Below are 16,558 nucleotides of genomic sequence, written 5' to 3'. Positions count from 1 at the left end.
ATAAAGAGTGTCTGATGATTTAATTATTCTGCTTATTTAGGTTTTTTATTTTCCTCCACCTTGCATCATATTTTGTCCTTCTTGTTTTTCACCTTTTGTAACTTCTTCCATTACTTCTACTTTAAAAACAAGCATTGCATTTGGAGGAATTGCACCTGGTGATCCTTGCACTCCGTATCCTAAATTAGAAGGAATATACAAAGTTCCTTTTCCACCACGACCAATAAGTGGAATACCTTCGTCCCATCCTTTTATCACTTGTCCTACACCGATAGGAAACTCAATCGGTTCTCCTCTATCAAAAGAAGAATCAAACTTTTGTCCTGTTTCTAATAGAGTTCCTTCATAATTAACTTTTACCTTGTCTCCAGCTTCAATATCTGTTTTTCCTTGTTTATCTAGGGTGTAGAAAAGACCTGATTCCGTTTTTTTGAAATCTGTAATACCTTTTTCTGGAAAGTATGTATTTTCAATATATTCTACTTGGTCTGCTGATATTTTTGCTGACTCTGCTTGTGCTTCTGCTTGTTTTTTCATCATTTTCTCCATATACTCTTGTTGAAGAGCTTTTTGCTTTGCTTCAGCTTCTGTTGGAGTAAAATGTTTTACTAACTTAATTTCTTGACGTACTGAGCTTCCCTCTTCGATAAAAGGAGGACGAGGTTGTCCTTGTACAAAAATAGAATCCGAATGTATAAACATAGTTACACTATCTCCTTCTTTTCCTTTTTCCATTAAAATTTTGATGATACCCATCTCTTTAGTAGCTGAGTCACTTAAATCTACCATAATAGGCATATCTTCAGTATAAGTATCACGCAATAATGAATCTTTACTGTTATAAATTTTCATAGAAATCTGAACAACACTAGAATCTGTCAATGCTGGACCTTCTCCACGCTGACGAACCATATAACGAATTCCGTCCAGTTCTTTTTCTTTATTGAGTGAATCACAAGACCACGCAGTAAGACCAATAAAAGCAAATAGTATAAAACGATATAAAAAAAGAGATTTCATTTTTTGTTTTTTAGATAAAATAACGATTGGAATAACTAAATTAAATAAGATTTTTAAAATAGACTACATTGAGATTAGCCTGCAAAGGTCTAATATAAAAACCAAAGTAGAAAAGATTTATAGAAAATTAATTTTTTTGATAATAATTAATGAATAGTTGTAAGCTCTGAACGATGCTCTTCGATAAGCTCTTCAAAACGCTCTACCACTTTTTTGAGTGGCTCTGTACTTCTTCCTCCTGCTGCGTTGTGATGTCCTCCTCCTCCAAAGTAATTACGAGCAAAATCAGCGACTGAAAATGTTCCGACTGAACGAAAAGACATTCTGACTTCATTTCCATAATCGATTAGGATAGCTGCAAAATCAATTCCTTCGATAGAAAGGGCATAATTAACAATACCTTCTGTGTCACCTGATTGTGTGTTGTATTTACGAGTGTCTTTTTGTTTTAAGACAAAATAAGCCGTTTTCAAATCATGTCTGACTGTCAAACAATCTGAAAGAGCATGACCTAAAAGACGAACTCTGTTTTCAGTATTGCTATCATAAATCATACGCTGCACATAAGAAGAATCTAATCCCATATCTATCAAATCGGCTGCAATACGGTGTATTTTTCCTGTTGTGTTGGGATGTTTGAAAGAAGCTGTATCTGTCATTATTCCTGCATACAAACATTGTGCTGTCGGAATATCTATCAGATGTCTGTCATTCATCAATAAAATAAGGTCATAAACTAGCTCTGCTGTTGCTGCTGCTGTAATATCCCACAACTCAAAATGAGCAAAATCTGCTTTGCCTCTATGATGATCAACCATCAAAATAGGTGTATCTGGATTTTTTTCTATAAAAGAATCTAAAGGAGCTGTTCGGTTGGGACTAGAAAAATCTAAACAACAAATTAAGGTTGATTCTGCAACTAAACTTTCGACTTCTTTGTGTGTTTTGTCTGAATAAACAACTACTTTATCATTCTCAGACATCCAATTAAGAAAACTAGGGTATTCAGTAGGAGAAATAACTGTCGTTTGATGATTTTTCTTTTGTAAGTAAAGAGATAAAGCCAAACAAGAGCCTAAAGCATCAGCATCAGGGCGTTGATGTGGAAAAATAACCACTTTTTGAGGTGTGCTTAAAAGTTCTGAAAGACCTGCTAAATTTTGCATTCAAATACGCTTAATTGATAAATATTGAAAATCAAAACACTTCATTTTTTATTAATTCTATTAGTAAGAAATAACAATAATAAAACTGATTGATAGATGAATTGAAAATAAACTGTTTCGGCTTCATTGGAAAAACGTTACAAAGATACCAAAACTTTTGAGTTATTTATACTTGGAAAGGATTACGAATTAAATAAATACAAATACGAACTGTTTGAAATCAATAATCGCAAATGTAAAGGTTATCGCTTTATTTATTTTTTGTCTTTAAATATTGTTGTCATCACAACAGTTTTGAGTGATTATTCTTACTCCTATCCTTTTTTTTATTTTGATTTTAAAATTTTAGATTTTTGCTAGTTTGGAGATAATACACAGCCTTTAGGTTTGTAGTAGATAAAATAGATGTAATTTCTTATCTTGTATTTAAGAATTCATCTAGCAGATAGAGAACCTATATCCACGGCAAGATTTTGAAATCTATATCCTGAATCAGCCTCTATCTGCTTTTATTCAATCTCAAACTCAAATAGTTTTCGGAGTATTTTTATTGACCTAAAAATAAACTCATTAGATAAGGTTTTAAGTCTGATTGAATACGATGAATCACTTTAAATTAGTCACCCTAAATTAACTTTTTTATGCCAACTTACCAAAATTTTATAGGTATTGATGTGAGTAAAAACCATTTAGATATAGCTCTTTTTCAAGAAGGCAAACCCATCAAATACAAACATATTGTGAATAATTTAGAAAGTATAACTTCTTACCTTTCTTCTTTTCAAGACAAGCATGAAATTAAAGAAAGTTTGTTTTGTATGGAACATACAGGTGTTTACATTAACTGGCTTTTGGTTGCTTTTAGTGATTTTAAGTGTTCTATTTGGGTAGAAAATGCTCTTCAAGTAAAGCGTTCTGGAGGAGCTAATAGAGGTAAAAATGATAAAGTTGATGCTGGGCGTATTGCTACTTATGCGTTTCGTTTTCAAGACAAAGCAAATCTATATTGTCCACCCAGTGAACAGCTAGAAGACTTAAAAACACTTCAAAAACTACGTAAAACGCTAGTCAATCATAAACAAGAGTTAGAAACGTATGTCAATGAACAAAGTCAATTTAGTAAATCTTCTACTCAAAAACTGCTTGAAGAAAACTCTAAAGCTACTTTAGAGCATTTGACACAAAGGATAAAAGAGCTTGAAGAAGAAATGAACCAAATTATAAAAAACGACCCACATCTTAAAGAACTCTATCAATTAGCTACTTCCGTGACAGGAGTAGGAAAAGTAACTGCTATTCAGTTATTAGTAGCTACTGATGGATTTACTAAGTTTGATACAGCTAAACAATTAGCTTGTTATTGTGGTGTTGTTCCCTTTGAAAATTCTTCTGGAAAATTCAAAGGAAAAGCTAGAGTTTCAAAAATGGCTAATAAGCAACTTAAAACGGCTCTACATATGTGTGCTTTATCAGCTTTACAAGTGGAAGGAGAATTAAGAGCTTATTATTTAAGAAAAGTAGCAGAAGGTAAGAATAAAATGAGTGTCATTAATGCCTTGCGAAATAAAATTATTCAACGCATTTTCGCTTGTGTAAAAAACAAAGTTTTATACGATAGAAATGGAATAAATTTTAACAATTTTTCTAAAGGTTAGACTTGGTTTTACCATAGTTTTCAGGATGCCGAATACATAGTCCTCACTTGCTAGGAAGTAAAGTGAACACTTTTTTTGTATCTTGCGAGGTACAGTGGGGAACTTTTACATTAAAATAGTATAACTATGAATTTGCCTTTATTAAATCCTCGGAAAAAGCTTATTAATTGGTTATTTGACTGGACAATGATTTTATATTGTAAATTCAAGACAAAAGCAGCTTGGGGCATAACTACCAATCAATTACTTGAAATGCCATCTCATAGTTTAGGCTTTCATTTAGGACAACTACTTCATAAAAACAAATTTGAACTCATCCCTAAAGTAGAACGACACGATATATACCATCTAATTACTGGCTATGGCACAACTGTAGAAGAAGAAATCGCCTTGCAATATTGTTGCTTCGGAAATGGGAAGCGTACCCTTTATCTGTATGGAGTTTTGTTAGTAGGGACATTTCTACTGCCAGAATATATTTCAGAGTATATTAAAGCCTATCAATTAGGTCGTAATATCAATAGTTTTCATCACTTTGATTACAAAAAACTCCTTTCTGTAAATTATAAGGATTTTAGAAATAACATATTTACCAAAAGTCATTTTTCTGTTGTTCTTCACAATAAATAAGAAAAACAACTGTTGGGCGTTGTCTTTAGCGCAGCGATGACTACGACCTATCAGTATGGCAAATCTTAGATTTGCGAGTATAAAGTTATTTTAAACCCAAAAAAGATTTACATTTCTTTCAAAAAAAATGAATTTGATTTTACTTCTATTCTCTTAAAAATTAATTCTTATTTTTGTAAAAAATAAAATTAACACCTTTCAAAAAGCAATACCATTGAATAGTTCAGATATAAATACCCAACTCTCAAACGATTTTACAGAACACAAAACCCAAATCTCAACTTGGTTTCAAGGATTACAAAGTCGAATTTGTGAAGCCTTAGAAGAAGCTGATGGAAAATCAAAATTTCAAATCGATACTTGGGAGCGAAAAGGAGGTGGTGGAGGAACTTCTCGTGTTATAGAAAATGGGAATCTGATTGAAAAAGGAGGCGTTAATTTTTCGGCAGTTTTTGGAGAATCTCCTGCTCAAATGCTCAAACTGATGAAACTAGAACCTGCTGATTTTTTTGCAACAGGCGTTTCGATAGTTTTACACCCAAAAAATCCACTTGTTCCGATTATTCACATGAATGTTCGTTATTTTGAAATGAGTAACGGAATTTATTGGTTTGGTGGTGGAATTGACCTTACTCCTCATTATATTTTTGATGAAGATGCAACGTTTTTTCATCAATCTTTAAAAACAGCCTGCGACAAACATCACAAAAGTTATTATTCAGAGTTTAAGAAAAAAGCAGATGATTATTTTTACATTCCTCACAGAGAAGAAACACGAGGAATAGGAGGAATCTTTTTTGACCATCTAAAAGATACAAGTATAGAAAATGAAGAAATTACAAAACAAGACCGTTGGGATTTTGTACGAGAAATAGGAGAAGCCTTTGCACCTATTTACACACAGATAGCAAACAAAAATAAAATTCTTCCTTTCACAAAAGAACAAACAGAATGGCAACGCATCCGAAGAGGACGTTATGTAGAATTTAATTTGGTTTATGACAGAGGAACAAAATTTGGCTTAGAAACCAATGGCAGAACAGAATCTATCTTGATGAGTCTTCCACCAGAAGCAAACTGGCAATACGCACACGAGCCAAAAAAAGGAAGCGAAGAAGAAAGAACAATAAAACTTTTGAAAAAGGGAATTGATTGGGTTTAGAATAAAAATACAACTCCAATGAACGCCCCAGTTTGTCGCAAAATTCCCATCTTATCTCTATTATTTCAGTAAGCATATTCTGACAAAAGAACCAATACAAGATAGAATCTTGCAATAGAATAATATAGTTTTCGTATTTTTGCAATAATCATTTATCAAAATACACAAACTCTATTCAATTCTATGAAAACCAAATCAACCTTATTCCTAAATATCAAATCATTAGTTCAAGTAGAAACACAAAATCAAAAAACACCTTTATTTCGTGCAGGAAAAGAGATGCAAGATTTGCCAAGCATAGAAAATGCGTTTTTGCTAGTAGAAAATGGAAAAATAAAGGAGTTTGGTAAAATGGAAGATTTAGAAAAAATGAACAATGAGCAAAAAACGCTTTGGCTTAATTCATCAGAAATAGAAAAAATAGATGCCACAGGCAAATTTATCTTACCTTCCTTTGTAGATTCTCATACACATATCGTCTATGCAGGAAGCCGAGAAAAAGAATTTGAAGACAGAATACACGGTTTGACCTACGAAGAAATAGCCAAACGAGGAGGAGGAATCTTAAATTCTGCCAAAAGATTACAACAAACTTCCGAAGAAGAACTATACGAAGCTGCACATCAACGACTTTTCGAAATGATAGGATTCGGAACAGGTGCAGCCGAAATAAAAAGTGGTTATGGACTTACTTTAGAAGACGAACTCAAAATGTTGCGAGTAATCAGAAAACTAAAAGAAGTTTCTCCCATAGAAATAAAATCAACTTTTTTGGGCGCACATGCTTTTCCAAAAGAAATTTCAAGAAAAAGTTATATGGATTTGCTTACTCAAAAAATGATTCCACAAGTTGCTGAAGAAAATCTAGCTGATTATTGTGATGTTTTTTGTGATAGAGGTTTTTTTACAGTAGAAGAAACTGATAGAATATTAAATGTAGCCACAAAATACGGCTTAAAAGCAAAACTACACGCAAACGAACTGGATACTTCTGGAGGCGTTCAGATAGGAGTAAAACATGGCGCAAGAAGTGTCGATCATTTGGAACACATGGGAGAAGACGAAATAAACTCATTATTAAACTCTGCCAAAGTCAATAATCAAACTATGCCGACGCTTTTGCCAAGTACAGCGTTTTTCTTGCGTTTGGAGTATGCGCCTGCTAGAAAATTGATTGAAAGTGGTTTGCCTGTTTCATTGGCTACGGATTACAATCCAGGTAGTTCGCCATCTGGAAATATGCCTTTTGTGCTTTCGCTTGCCTGTATTCACATGCAAATGACACCCGAAGAAGTGATTAATGCAGCGACTTTAAACGCAGCTTATGCCATTGAATTAGAAAAAACACATGGTGTTATTCGTAAAAATACAGATGCAAATTTGATTCTTACTAAAAAGATTCCGTCACTTGCTTTTATTCCTTATTCGTTTGGTAGTAATTTGATTGAACAAGTTTTTGTTAAGGGAGTTTAGGGAGTAGATATTAGAACATGGAGAATGGAAATTAGGAATTTCAAGTTTAATTTTATTCTTATTTTCGTTCTCTGTGTTTTCTTCAACTTCTATACTTTAAAACATATTTGAAAATTGTATTTTTGTAATCTACTTCAAATTTCTTACCTCATACCTTATTAAAATGAAACTAATACGATTTGACTGGGCAGTAAAAAAAATCCTTCGCCATAAAGCTAATTTTGGGATTTTAGAAGGTTTTTTGACCGAACTTTTAAAGTTTGATTTGACAATAGAAACTATCCTAGAAAGTGAAGGAAACAAAGAAGACGAATATGACAAATTTAATAGAGTTGATATTCTAGTCCGAACTACAAGTGGCGAACTCGTTTTGGTAGAACTTCAAAATACTGCCGAGCAAGATTATTTTCAACGTATGCTTTATGGTGTTTCCAAACTTGTTACTGAATACATAAAAGAGGGAGAAGTATATGGAGAAATCAAAAAGGTTTATTCTATTAATATTATTTATTTTCAACTTGGACAAGGAAATGATTATATTTATAAGTATGTAGGTAATTTTGTTGGAGAGCATTTGGGCGATACACTTCAAGCCAGTAAAAACCAAAAAGAAAAATTTGATGTTGAAGAAGTATCTGATATTTTTCCTAAATATTATATTTTGAAAGTAAATAACTTTGATGATGTTGCCAAAAATACATTAGACGAATGGATTTATTTCTTAAAAAATAGCGAAGTGAAAAAAGATTTTAAAGCAAAAGGATTAGAACTTGTAGAAGAAAAACTAAAATATGAAAAATTAAATGAAGTAGATAAAAAAGTCTATCAACGTTTTCAAGAAAATAGAAGAATAGAAAAAAGTGTGATGCAAACAGCAATAGAAGAAGGTAGAAAAGAGGGCATAGAACAAGGTAGAGAGCAGGGCAGAGAAGAAGGTGTAAAACAAGGAGCATTACAAGCAAAAGAAGAAGTTGTGAAAAATGCTATTTCAAAAGGACTTGATAATCAAACAATTAGTTCTATTACTGATTTTTCTGAAAAAGAAGTTGAAGAAATAAGACAGAAAATGAATGGGTAAAGATTGCTTTTTTGATTTATTCATTTTCTATATTTTATTTAGCTTTGCTGCTTTGGTAATTCGTAATTTTTAATTGAATGCAAGACACTTTTTTAACAATAAAAAATCCTTCTAAAGGAGAATACAAAGAAAAAGGAAGCAAGTTTATAGCCTTTGCTTTCCAAGTCAAAACAGAAGACGAAGTAAAAGAACGTTTAGACGAAACAAGAAAAAAATACTACGACGCTCGCCATCATTGTTACGCTTATCAACTTGGGCAAGATGGCGAACTTTGGCGAGCCAACGACGACGGAGAACCTAATCACTCGGCAGGAACTCCCATTCTAAATCAAATAAAATCCTTTAATATTACTGATGTTTTGGTTGTCGTTATTCGTTATTTTGGTGGCACAAAATTGGGTGTGAGTGGACTTATCAATGCGTACAAAACTTCCACACAAGAAGCCTTACAAAATGCAGAAATTGAAGAAAAAATTATCACAAAAATTATTTCTTTTTCCTTTGATTATTTAGGAATGAATGATGTTATGAAACTAATAAAAGATTACGAGTTAGAAATCGTAGAACAAGAGTTTACAAATACCTGTCAGATTAAACTCTCTGTTCGTTTGGCTATTTTGGAAGAGATTGAAGCAAAATTACAGAATATAAAAGAAGTAAAAATGGGTTAAATCAAAACTATATTCCATTTTATTAAGTTTTTTCAGAAACTAATTTGCTCGCATCCAAACAATCAATTATATTTATAAGTCTTGAAACTTATGAAATACGATTATATGATGCGATATTTTTTTTTAATTAACTTCTTCCTCACTCTATTTTTTATTATTAATTTTGGATTTGCACAACAAACTCAAAATGACAACATCCTAAAAGTAGAGGCTCTTAATATTCAAAACGGTCTATCACAAAGTACAGTGAATGATGTTTTGGAAGATAGAGATGGCTTTGTGTGGATTGCTACCGACGATGGACTAAATCGTTATGATGGACAAAAATTTACAATCTACAAACATATCCGTAGCGATTCGACAACTATTCCAGATAATGAAGTTAAAAAGTTATATGAAGATAAAACAGGCAAAATTTGGATAGGAACAGTAAGTGGTTTATGTGTTTATGATAAAAATACAAATCAGTTTAAGAGTTATCGCAACCATGAAAAAAACTCAACTTCTCTTATCAATAATTATATAACTGCTATTGAACAAGACAAAGATTTTCTTTGGGTAGGAACGCTAAAAGGATTGAGTAAATTTGATACAAAAAAAGAAATTTTCACAAATTATTTTGTCAAAGAAAAAGACAGTTTAATCTTGGGAAATAATGAAATTACAAGTCTTCTTATTGATAATCAAAATCAGCTTTGGATAGGAACTGCAAAAGGCTTGAATGTTTGGACGGCTGATAGAAAACCAAAAGATTTATTTCGTTATACAATTTGGAAAGATTCTACAACTATTTTAGGAAGCCGAATTAGCTCTCTTTATCAAGATACAAAAAAGCGAATTTGGGTAGGAACAAATAACTGTGTTCATCTATATAATCTATCTTCAAATGATTTTCAGCGTTTTTTACTTCCTAATGAAGGAGTTTATACAGTTTATAAAATTAGAGAAACTCAGAATGGCGAAATTTGGGCTGCTTCTGACGAACTAATCTATAAAATAAACCCTCAATCTATTTCTGTATCTATTTATCGTACTTCTGTTAGTCCAATAGGAAATGTTCAAACGATGTACTCTTCCAAAAATGGAACAATGTGGCTAGGAACAAGAGATGTTGGTTTGATAAAATATAACCCTTCTGCCAATCGCTTTCGACTATACAAGGCTGAAAAAGGAAATAAAAACTCTTTAGTTGATAGAAATATATGGGCAATTTTGAAAGATAATAAAGGAATAGTTTGGGTAGGAACAGATGAAGCTGTTTCAAGAATAAATCGTAATGATACAACTTCAAAGAATCAAGTTTCTTATCATAATTTTTTAAAAGGGAATAAAAACACTGATTATCAAGGAGAAGGAGCGTATTCTATTGCAGAAACAGATAGTGGTAAAATGTGGTTTGTAGTTGGAACTACCATTATTAGAATGGACAGTTTTTCAAAAGAAAAAGGAGGAGTGTTTACTTCTCTTGTAGCTAAGGAAGATTCTAATTCTGTTCAAAGCACACTTTTATACATCCATGAAGACTCCAAAAACACGCTTTGGGCAGCTAGTTTTAATGGAATTTACCAACTTATTCCCACTCCTATTACTAAAGAAAACAAACTAGGCTATACTACAAAAGTCTATTTGAAAGATACCGAAGTTTGGCATATTTTTGAAGATTTTGAAAATACACTTTGGCTGAGTACAAATAAAGGATTAGTCAAAATGATAAGAAATGAGGAAAATGAACCTACAGATTTCGTGCATTATTCCTCTGATTTACAAGATATTGCTTCTATAAGTAGCAATACAGTTCGTTCGGTTACAGAAGATTCAAAAGGAAACCTGTGGATAGGAACAAATAACGGTCTTAATAAAATGGACAAAAAAACAAATACTTTTGAACATTGGGGAGAGCGTAATGAACTGGCAAACTATGCTATCTACGGGATTTTGGCAGATAAAAATGATAATTTATGGATAAGCACAAATAGAGGACTTTTTAAATTTTTGAATGATGAAGAAAGTCAAAATATAGCTGATGACAGGCGAATAATTGTCTATGATACCAGAGATGGTTTACAGAGTTTAGAATTTAATACAGGAGCATTTTATAAAGCAAAAGACGGAGAGATGTTTTTTGGAGGAATAGAAGGACTAAACTCATTCTATCCAAAAGATATTCAAGCCAATCAAGAAAAACGAAGAGTAATTTTGACAGGGCTAAAGGTTTTCGGAGAAAAAATAAAAGTAAATCAAGAAAAAGAAGGGCGTATTTTACTTCCCAAAGCATTAAATAACCTTGAAAAGCTCTATCTTACTTATGAAGACAAAATTATTACCTTCGAATTTGTTTCTCCTAATTTTAATAAACCTGAATATGATACTTATTTATACAAATTAGAAGGGTTTGATGAAGAATGGAACAAAACGACTAACATTAGACAAGCTACTTATACAAATCTTCCAGCAAAAAATTATACCTTTAGAGTAAAAGTAATCAATGGAGATAACATAGAAAGTGAAGAAACTACCCTCAAACTAAGTGTTTCACCTCCGTTTTGGAGAAGTTGGTGGTTTATTTGTCTTTGTGGACTGCTTGTTTTGGGAGCTTCAATAGGATTTTATAAACACAGAATGAAGACTGTAAGAGTTCAAAATGAAAAACTAGAAAATCTAGTTCAACAAAGAACCTCTCAGTTAAAAGAAAAAAATGAAGAAGTAAATCAGCAAAATGAGGAAATTTTACAACAAAACGAACAACTAGAACAACAACAAAAACTCGTCGAAACAGCATATCAAAATGTCAATCTTTTGAGTGAAGTCGGAAAGCAAATTACTTCTAATCTTTCCGTAGAAATGATTATCGAAATGGTGTATGATTCGGTCAATAAACTTTTAGATGCTTCTGTTTTTAGTATCGGTATTTATAATGAAGAAAAAAATGCCTTAGATTTTATAAATGCTAAAGAAAAAAGAAAAACACTTCCCTTTCATCAAACTTTTCTAAACGAGAATAATCTACCTGCTTATTGTTTCAATAAAAATGCAGAAATTAAGATTGATGACTTACAAAAAGAATATGATAATTATATTCCAAATCATAAAATAGAAATAATAGAGGGCGAAATTCCAGAATCACTTATCTATGTTCCTATTATTTATAAAAATGAAACGATTGGAGTACTTACTGTTCAGAGTTTTGATAGATATACATATAACGATAATCACTTAAATATAATCCGAAATATTGCTGTTTATGCTGCGATTGCTCTTGTTAATGCAAAATCATATCAACAAATTGCAGAGCAAAGCAAAGCCATCAATATTCAAAATAAAAATATTACAGCAAGTATTAATTATGCCAGTCGTATTCAACGTGCAATGCTACCACCTATTAAAGAAATCAAAAATGCTTTTGAAGAGGCATTTGTTTTTTGGCTTCCTCGTGATGTAGTAAGTGGAGATTTTTATTGGTTTGCTAAAGTTGAAAATAAAATTTGTATTGCTGCTGTTGATTGTACAGGACATGGCGTTCCAGGGGCGTGTATGTCTATGATTGGAAATGATATGCTCAATCATATTGTACTTGGAAAGAAAATTACTGACCCTGCACTTATTTTATTACATCTTCATGAACAAGTTTCATTAGCTTTGCGCCAATCAGAAACACAAAATCAAGACGGAATGGATATGGCACTTTGTGTCTATGATGAAGATTTGAAAACGATGGCTTTTGCTGGAGCTAAAAATCCAATATATTATGTTCAAGATAAAAAGCTAAAGCAAATAGCAGGCGCAAAATCTCCTATTGGTGGACGATGGAGTAGGAAAGAAGAAGATAGAACCTTTGAAACTCATACAATACAAGTAGATAAACCCACTACTTTTTTCCTTTGTACAGATGGCTATCAAGACCAATTTGGAGGAAAAAAAGACCGAAAACTCATGAAGAAAAAAATGAAATCTCTTTTTGTTGAAATAGCAGAATTAGAAGATATAAAACAAAAAGAAAAACTAGAAAATTACTTCTTCAAATGGAAAAAAGAAGAAGAACAAGTAGATGATGTGCTGGTAATGGGTTTTAAAGTGGGGTAGTTTTTTTTATAGAAAATGAAGTTAAAAAAAGTGTAAATAATAAAAAAATTATTATATTGAAAAAAAATAGAATATAAATCTATTTCACAAAATACTTATATTACCTATCATTACTAGAAATAATGAATCTACATTTTTTCCTTATAAAGAAAATAATTTCTTCCACATTATTTATTTTTCTAATTATACTTTTCTATTTTAATACTCCTTTAGTATATGCTCAATCAGATATAAGTGATAATGCAGCTCCCTTTATTCGCAACTATTCTCCTAAAGAATACCAAGCTAATATAATAAATATGAATGTCAAAAAAGATAACAATGGCATTCTATATTTTACTAATGTATCAGGAATTTTACAGTTTGATGGAAAAACATGGCGTACTATTGATATTCCTAAGGTAGCATTTACACGTAGCCTAGATATTGATAACGAAGAAACTGTTTTTATAGGAGCAATAAATACTATAGGAATGCTAGAGACAGGTTCTACAGGAGAGAAAGAGTTTGTTCCTTTAATGGATTTAATAGATAAAGGTAAAAGAAATTTTGGGGAAGTATGGAAAGTAAAAGCTACTACAAAAGGAGTGTTTTTTGTTACTGATAAGTATCTTTTTCGCTATTATCAAGGCAAAATAACTACTTGGGAAGCTAGAGGAAAATATTTTTATTCAGCCTATGAGGTATATAAAGAAACTTATGTGTTAGATAGTTATTTTGGATTATTGAAAGTAGAAGGAGATTCTCTAAATATGTTATATGATAAAGAAGATATTACTTCACTAGGTGTTTACTTTATTTTACCTTATACACAAGAAGGAAAAAAGGAAATTCTTATTGGAAGAAATAAAGATAATTTTCTTATTTATAATCTTGAAACAAATACAACCAGACCTTTTGAAAGTGAATTAACACAAGATGAAGTAAATTCTATTTATCATGGGATACTAGGTCAGGATGGAAATTATTATATTTCTACAATACGTAACGGAGTGATTTGTCTAAATCCAAAAGGAAAAAAAATATTTCATATCACAAGTCAGAATGGGCTATCAACAGATAAAGTCTATGCAGCAGAATTAGATGAACAAGGAAATTTGTGGTTGGCACTTGTAGAAGGCATAGGAAAAATAGAAACAGGTTCTCCTTTTAAAAAATATAATGAAGAAGATGACTTAGTAGGAATTGTAACAGCGATAAAGTTGTCCAATAACACAACTCTACTAAACATATATTAAACATTATTACGGTTAATTCAGTAATGTTCATTTTTAAATTAACCGTAATAATGTTTAATATTCAAGTGTTTAAGATTTGAGATAATTTTGAAATCTCTCTTCTTTTTTCTAACTCAGTCGCTGCTGGTCAGGTGGAATTGCTTCTTTTTTTTTGCGATCTACTATTCCACCTGTAATTGTAGTCTGTTGCTTTGCAGAAAGTTTTGATGCTGCAAATTTTGTGAATTGTGATAATTTTTTTGAAGTTTTCATTCTAAAAGAATTAAGTTGATTAAAAATAAATTTATTTGTAGAAATTTTCTACATGCAATACTAAGTATTATTTTTTTTAAAAAAAATATTTAAGTACTAAATTTAAAAAAAAGTATTTTTTTTTAAATTTGATGTACTATATAAAACTTTAGAAATAATAAAACAACTAGCTATCGGAACATCAGAAGGCTTATATTACTTAGATATTGATTCAAAAAACTATGCTACTACAAAATTCAATGTGTATATACGAAAAATACTCCAAGAAAATGATACTTTATTTATAGAGAATTATATAGAAAAAAACGTAAATCCAATATTAAATTATGAGCAAAACTCTCTTACTTTTTTCTATAGCTCAAATAATGCTTTTGATGAACAAAATACACTTTTTAGATATAGTAAATGGTTATGATGAGAAATGGTCAGAATGGACAACAGAAACAAAAAAGGAATATACCAATCTTGATGCAGGAAAATACTCTTTTGAAGTAGAAGCAAAAAATATCTATGACACAAAAAGTCAGATTACGAAGTATGATTTTAGAATTAAACCTCCTATTTACAGAACTTGGGGAGCTTATATTGCTTATTTTATTCTTCTAGGGCTTTTTGTATGGGGAGTAGTAAAGCTCAACCTAAAACGTCTGCAACTAAAAAACAAACAATTAGAGGAAGTTGTAAATATAAGAACAGCAGAGCTAAGTGAAAAAAACACAGAAATTACTCAGCAAAATCAACAATTAGAAACACAACAAAAACTGGTAGAGTCAGCCTACCAAAATGTAAGTCTTTTGAGTGACATAGGAAAACAAATTACTTCTCATCTTTCTGTTGAGATGATTATAGAAATGGTTTATGAATCAGTAAATAAACTTTTAGATGCATCTATTTTTATTATAGGGGTTTATAATGAGAAGGAACAAACTTTAGATTTTATCAATTCAAAAGAAAACAGAAAAACACTCCCTTTTCATCAAACTTTTCTGAATACAAATAATTTTCCTTCTTATTGTTTTAATAAAAATGCTGAGATTATTATCAACGATGTACAGAAAGAATATCATGATTTCTTTCCAAATAAAGAACTAAAAGCCTTAGAAGGTGAAATGCCTGAATCACTTATTTATGTTCCTATTATTTATAAAAATGAAACCATAGGAGTTTTGACAGTTCAGAGTTTTGAGAAAAATTCTTATACCAAAAACCACCTTAATTTAGTAAGAAATATTGCTGTCTATGCTGCCATTGCTCTCATTAATGCAAAATCTTATCAACAAATAGAAGAACAAAGTAAAGCTATCAGCATTCAAAATAATAATATTACCTCAAGTATAAATTATGCCAGTCGTATTCAAAAAGCGATGCTTCCTCCAGTAGAGGATATAAAAAATGCGTTTGTTCTGTGGCTTCCTCGTGATGTTGTGAGTGGAGATTTTTATTGGTTTGCAGAAATAGAAAACAAAATTTGTATTGCTGCCGTCGATTGTACAGGACACGGAGTTCCAGGAGCTTTTATGTCTATGATTGGAAATGATATGCTCAATAATATTGTCTTAGAAAAAAGAATTACCAACCCTGCCGAAATTCTTACTCATCTGCACGAGCAAGTTTCGACGGCTCTTCGCCAATCTGAAACACAAAATCGTGATGGAATGGATATGACTTTGTGTGTCTATGACCCAATTACAAAAGAATTACAATTTGCAGGTGCAAAAAACCCATTGTATTATATTCAAAAAGGAGAACTAAAAGATATTGCAGGAAGTAAGTTTCCGATTGGTGGAAAGTGGGGAAATGAAAGAGAGCGAACGTATGAAAATCACACCCTAAAAATAGATAAAGAAACAACCATTTTCCTTTGTACAGACGGCTATCAAGACCAGTTTGGAGGAGATAAAGGAAAAAAACTCATGAAGAAAAAAATGAAATCTCTTTTTGTTGAAATAGCAGAATTAGAAGATATAAAACAAAAAGAAAAACTAGAAAATTACTTCTTCAAATGGAAAAAAGAAGAAGAACAAGTAGATGATGTGCTGGTAATGGGTTTTAAAGTCGGAAATAGTAATATATAGTTAAGAATTGACTATTTTTGTGCAAAATTAATACACTAATTCTATATCAAGAAGGGAC

At 31.3% G+C, this 16,558-nt stretch carries 12 protein-coding genes; 9 read left to right on the top strand and 3 right to left on the bottom strand.

All coding sequences use genetic code 11. The annotated features are described in order from the left end of the window. Nucleotides 1-45: 45 nt before the first annotated feature. Both ACE193_RS20755 and ACE193_RS20750 read right to left on the bottom strand, forming a co-directional pair. Entirely contained in the window at nucleotides 46-1,020 is a 975-nt protein-coding gene (locus ACE193_RS20755; protein WP_375560121.1) for an FKBP-type peptidyl-prolyl cis-trans isomerase, read from the bottom strand. A gap of 146 nt (nucleotides 1,021-1,166) precedes the next feature. Further along, nucleotides 1,167-2,186: a bifunctional oligoribonuclease/PAP phosphatase NrnA gene (locus ACE193_RS20750; protein WP_375560120.1), complete on the bottom strand. Its 1,020-nt coding sequence runs from the start codon at nucleotides 2,184-2,186 to the stop codon at nucleotides 1,167-1,169. Between the two features lie 641 nt (nucleotides 2,187-2,827). Here ACE193_RS20750 and ACE193_RS20745 point away from each other — a divergent pair. The 8 genes from ACE193_RS20745 to ACE193_RS20710 all read left to right on the top strand — a co-directional run bounded on the left by ACE193_RS20745 (nucleotide 2,828) and on the right by ACE193_RS20710 (nucleotide 14,173). Then, nucleotides 2,828-3,841, top strand: coding sequence for an IS110 family transposase (locus ACE193_RS20745; protein ID WP_375559131.1), 1,014 nt, complete (start codon nucleotides 2,828-2,830; stop codon nucleotides 3,839-3,841). 126 nt (nucleotides 3,842-3,967) lie between these two features. Beyond that, a complete protein-coding gene (locus ACE193_RS20740; RefSeq protein ID WP_375560119.1) occupies nucleotides 3,968-4,471 on the top strand; it encodes a Coq4 family protein in 504 nt (167 codons plus the stop codon). Between the two features lie 214 nt (nucleotides 4,472-4,685). Then, on the top strand, nucleotides 4,686-5,633 hold the full coding sequence (gene hemF / locus ACE193_RS20735; protein ID WP_375560118.1) for an oxygen-dependent coproporphyrinogen oxidase: 948 nt from the start codon (nucleotides 4,686-4,688) through the stop codon (nucleotides 5,631-5,633). A gap of 183 nt (nucleotides 5,634-5,816) precedes the next feature. Continuing rightward, a complete protein-coding gene (hutI, locus tag ACE193_RS20730) occupies nucleotides 5,817-7,106 on the top strand; it encodes an imidazolonepropionase (protein ID WP_375560117.1) in 1,290 nt (429 codons plus the stop codon). A 163-nt stretch (nucleotides 7,107-7,269) separates the two neighbouring features. Beyond that, on the top strand, nucleotides 7,270-8,184 hold the full coding sequence (locus tag ACE193_RS20725; RefSeq protein ID WP_375560116.1) for an Rpn family recombination-promoting nuclease/putative transposase: 915 nt from the start codon (nucleotides 7,270-7,272) through the stop codon (nucleotides 8,182-8,184). Between the two features lie 77 nt (nucleotides 8,185-8,261). Further along, nucleotides 8,262-8,855, top strand: a complete 594-nt coding sequence (locus tag ACE193_RS20720) for a YigZ family protein (RefSeq protein ID WP_375560115.1) — start codon at nucleotides 8,262-8,264, stop codon at nucleotides 8,853-8,855. Between the two features lie 90 nt (nucleotides 8,856-8,945). Further along, nucleotides 8,946-12,935 (top strand): two-component regulator propeller domain-containing protein, encoded by a 3,990-nt coding sequence (locus ACE193_RS20715; protein WP_375560114.1) that lies wholly within the window; start codon nucleotides 8,946-8,948, stop codon nucleotides 12,933-12,935. A 122-nt stretch (nucleotides 12,936-13,057) separates the two neighbouring features. Then, complete coding sequence (locus ACE193_RS20710; RefSeq protein WP_375560113.1) at nucleotides 13,058-14,173, top strand: hypothetical protein; 1,116 nt, start codon at nucleotides 13,058-13,060, stop codon at nucleotides 14,171-14,173. A gap of 108 nt (nucleotides 14,174-14,281) precedes the next feature. On the opposite strand, the gene ACE193_RS20705 is transcribed toward ACE193_RS20710, so the two are convergent. Beyond that, nucleotides 14,282-14,425, bottom strand: a complete 144-nt coding sequence (locus tag ACE193_RS20705) for a hypothetical protein (RefSeq protein WP_375560112.1) — start codon at nucleotides 14,423-14,425, stop codon at nucleotides 14,282-14,284. Nucleotides 14,426-14,751: 326 nt separating this feature from the next. On the opposite strand from ACE193_RS20705, the gene ACE193_RS20700 reads away from it, so the two are divergent. Then, nucleotides 14,752-16,500 carry a SpoIIE family protein phosphatase gene (locus ACE193_RS20700; RefSeq protein ID WP_375560111.1) on the top strand — a complete coding sequence of 583 codons (1,749 nt, stop codon included), beginning with the start codon at nucleotides 14,752-14,754 and terminating at the stop codon, nucleotides 16,498-16,500. Nucleotides 16,501-16,558: the final 58 nt, after the last annotated feature.

Source organism: Bernardetia aquimarina (assembly GCF_042180575.1).
Taxonomy (GTDB): domain Bacteria; phylum Bacteroidota; class Bacteroidia; order Cytophagales; family Bernardetiaceae; genus Bernardetia.
Note: the sequence above shows the minus strand (reverse complement) of the source record. Positions and strands in the feature narration are given on the sequence as shown.

Bases quoted from the DNA above. Each gene is read 5' to 3' on its own strand.
- ACE193_RS20755 (WP_375560121.1), bottom strand. From the start codon at position 1,020: ATGAAATCTCTTTTTTTATATCGTTTTATACTATTTGCTTTTATTGGT.
- ACE193_RS20750 (WP_375560120.1), bottom strand. From the start codon at position 2,186: ATGCAAAATTTAGCAGGTCTTTCAGAACTTTTAAGCACACCTCAAAAA.
- ACE193_RS20745 (WP_375559131.1), top strand. From the start codon at position 2,828: ATGCCAACTTACCAAAATTTTATAGGTATTGATGTGAGTAAAAACCAT.
- ACE193_RS20740 (WP_375560119.1), top strand. From the start codon at position 3,968: ATGAATTTGCCTTTATTAAATCCTCGGAAAAAGCTTATTAATTGGTTA.
- hutI (WP_375560117.1), top strand. From the start codon at position 5,817: ATGAAAACCAAATCAACCTTATTCCTAAATATCAAATCATTAGTTCAA.
- ACE193_RS20725 (WP_375560116.1), top strand. From the start codon at position 7,270: ATGAAACTAATACGATTTGACTGGGCAGTAAAAAAAATCCTTCGCCAT.
- ACE193_RS20720 (WP_375560115.1), top strand. From the start codon at position 8,262: ATGCAAGACACTTTTTTAACAATAAAAAATCCTTCTAAAGGAGAATAC.
- ACE193_RS20715 (WP_375560114.1), top strand. From the start codon at position 8,946: ATGAAATACGATTATATGATGCGATATTTTTTTTTAATTAACTTCTTC.
- ACE193_RS20710 (WP_375560113.1), top strand. From the start codon at position 13,058: ATGAATCTACATTTTTTCCTTATAAAGAAAATAATTTCTTCCACATTA.
- ACE193_RS20705 (WP_375560112.1), bottom strand. From the start codon at position 14,425: ATGAAAACTTCAAAAAAATTATCACAATTCACAAAATTTGCAGCATCA.
- ACE193_RS20700 (WP_375560111.1), top strand. From the start codon at position 14,752: ATGAGCAAAACTCTCTTACTTTTTTCTATAGCTCAAATAATGCTTTTG.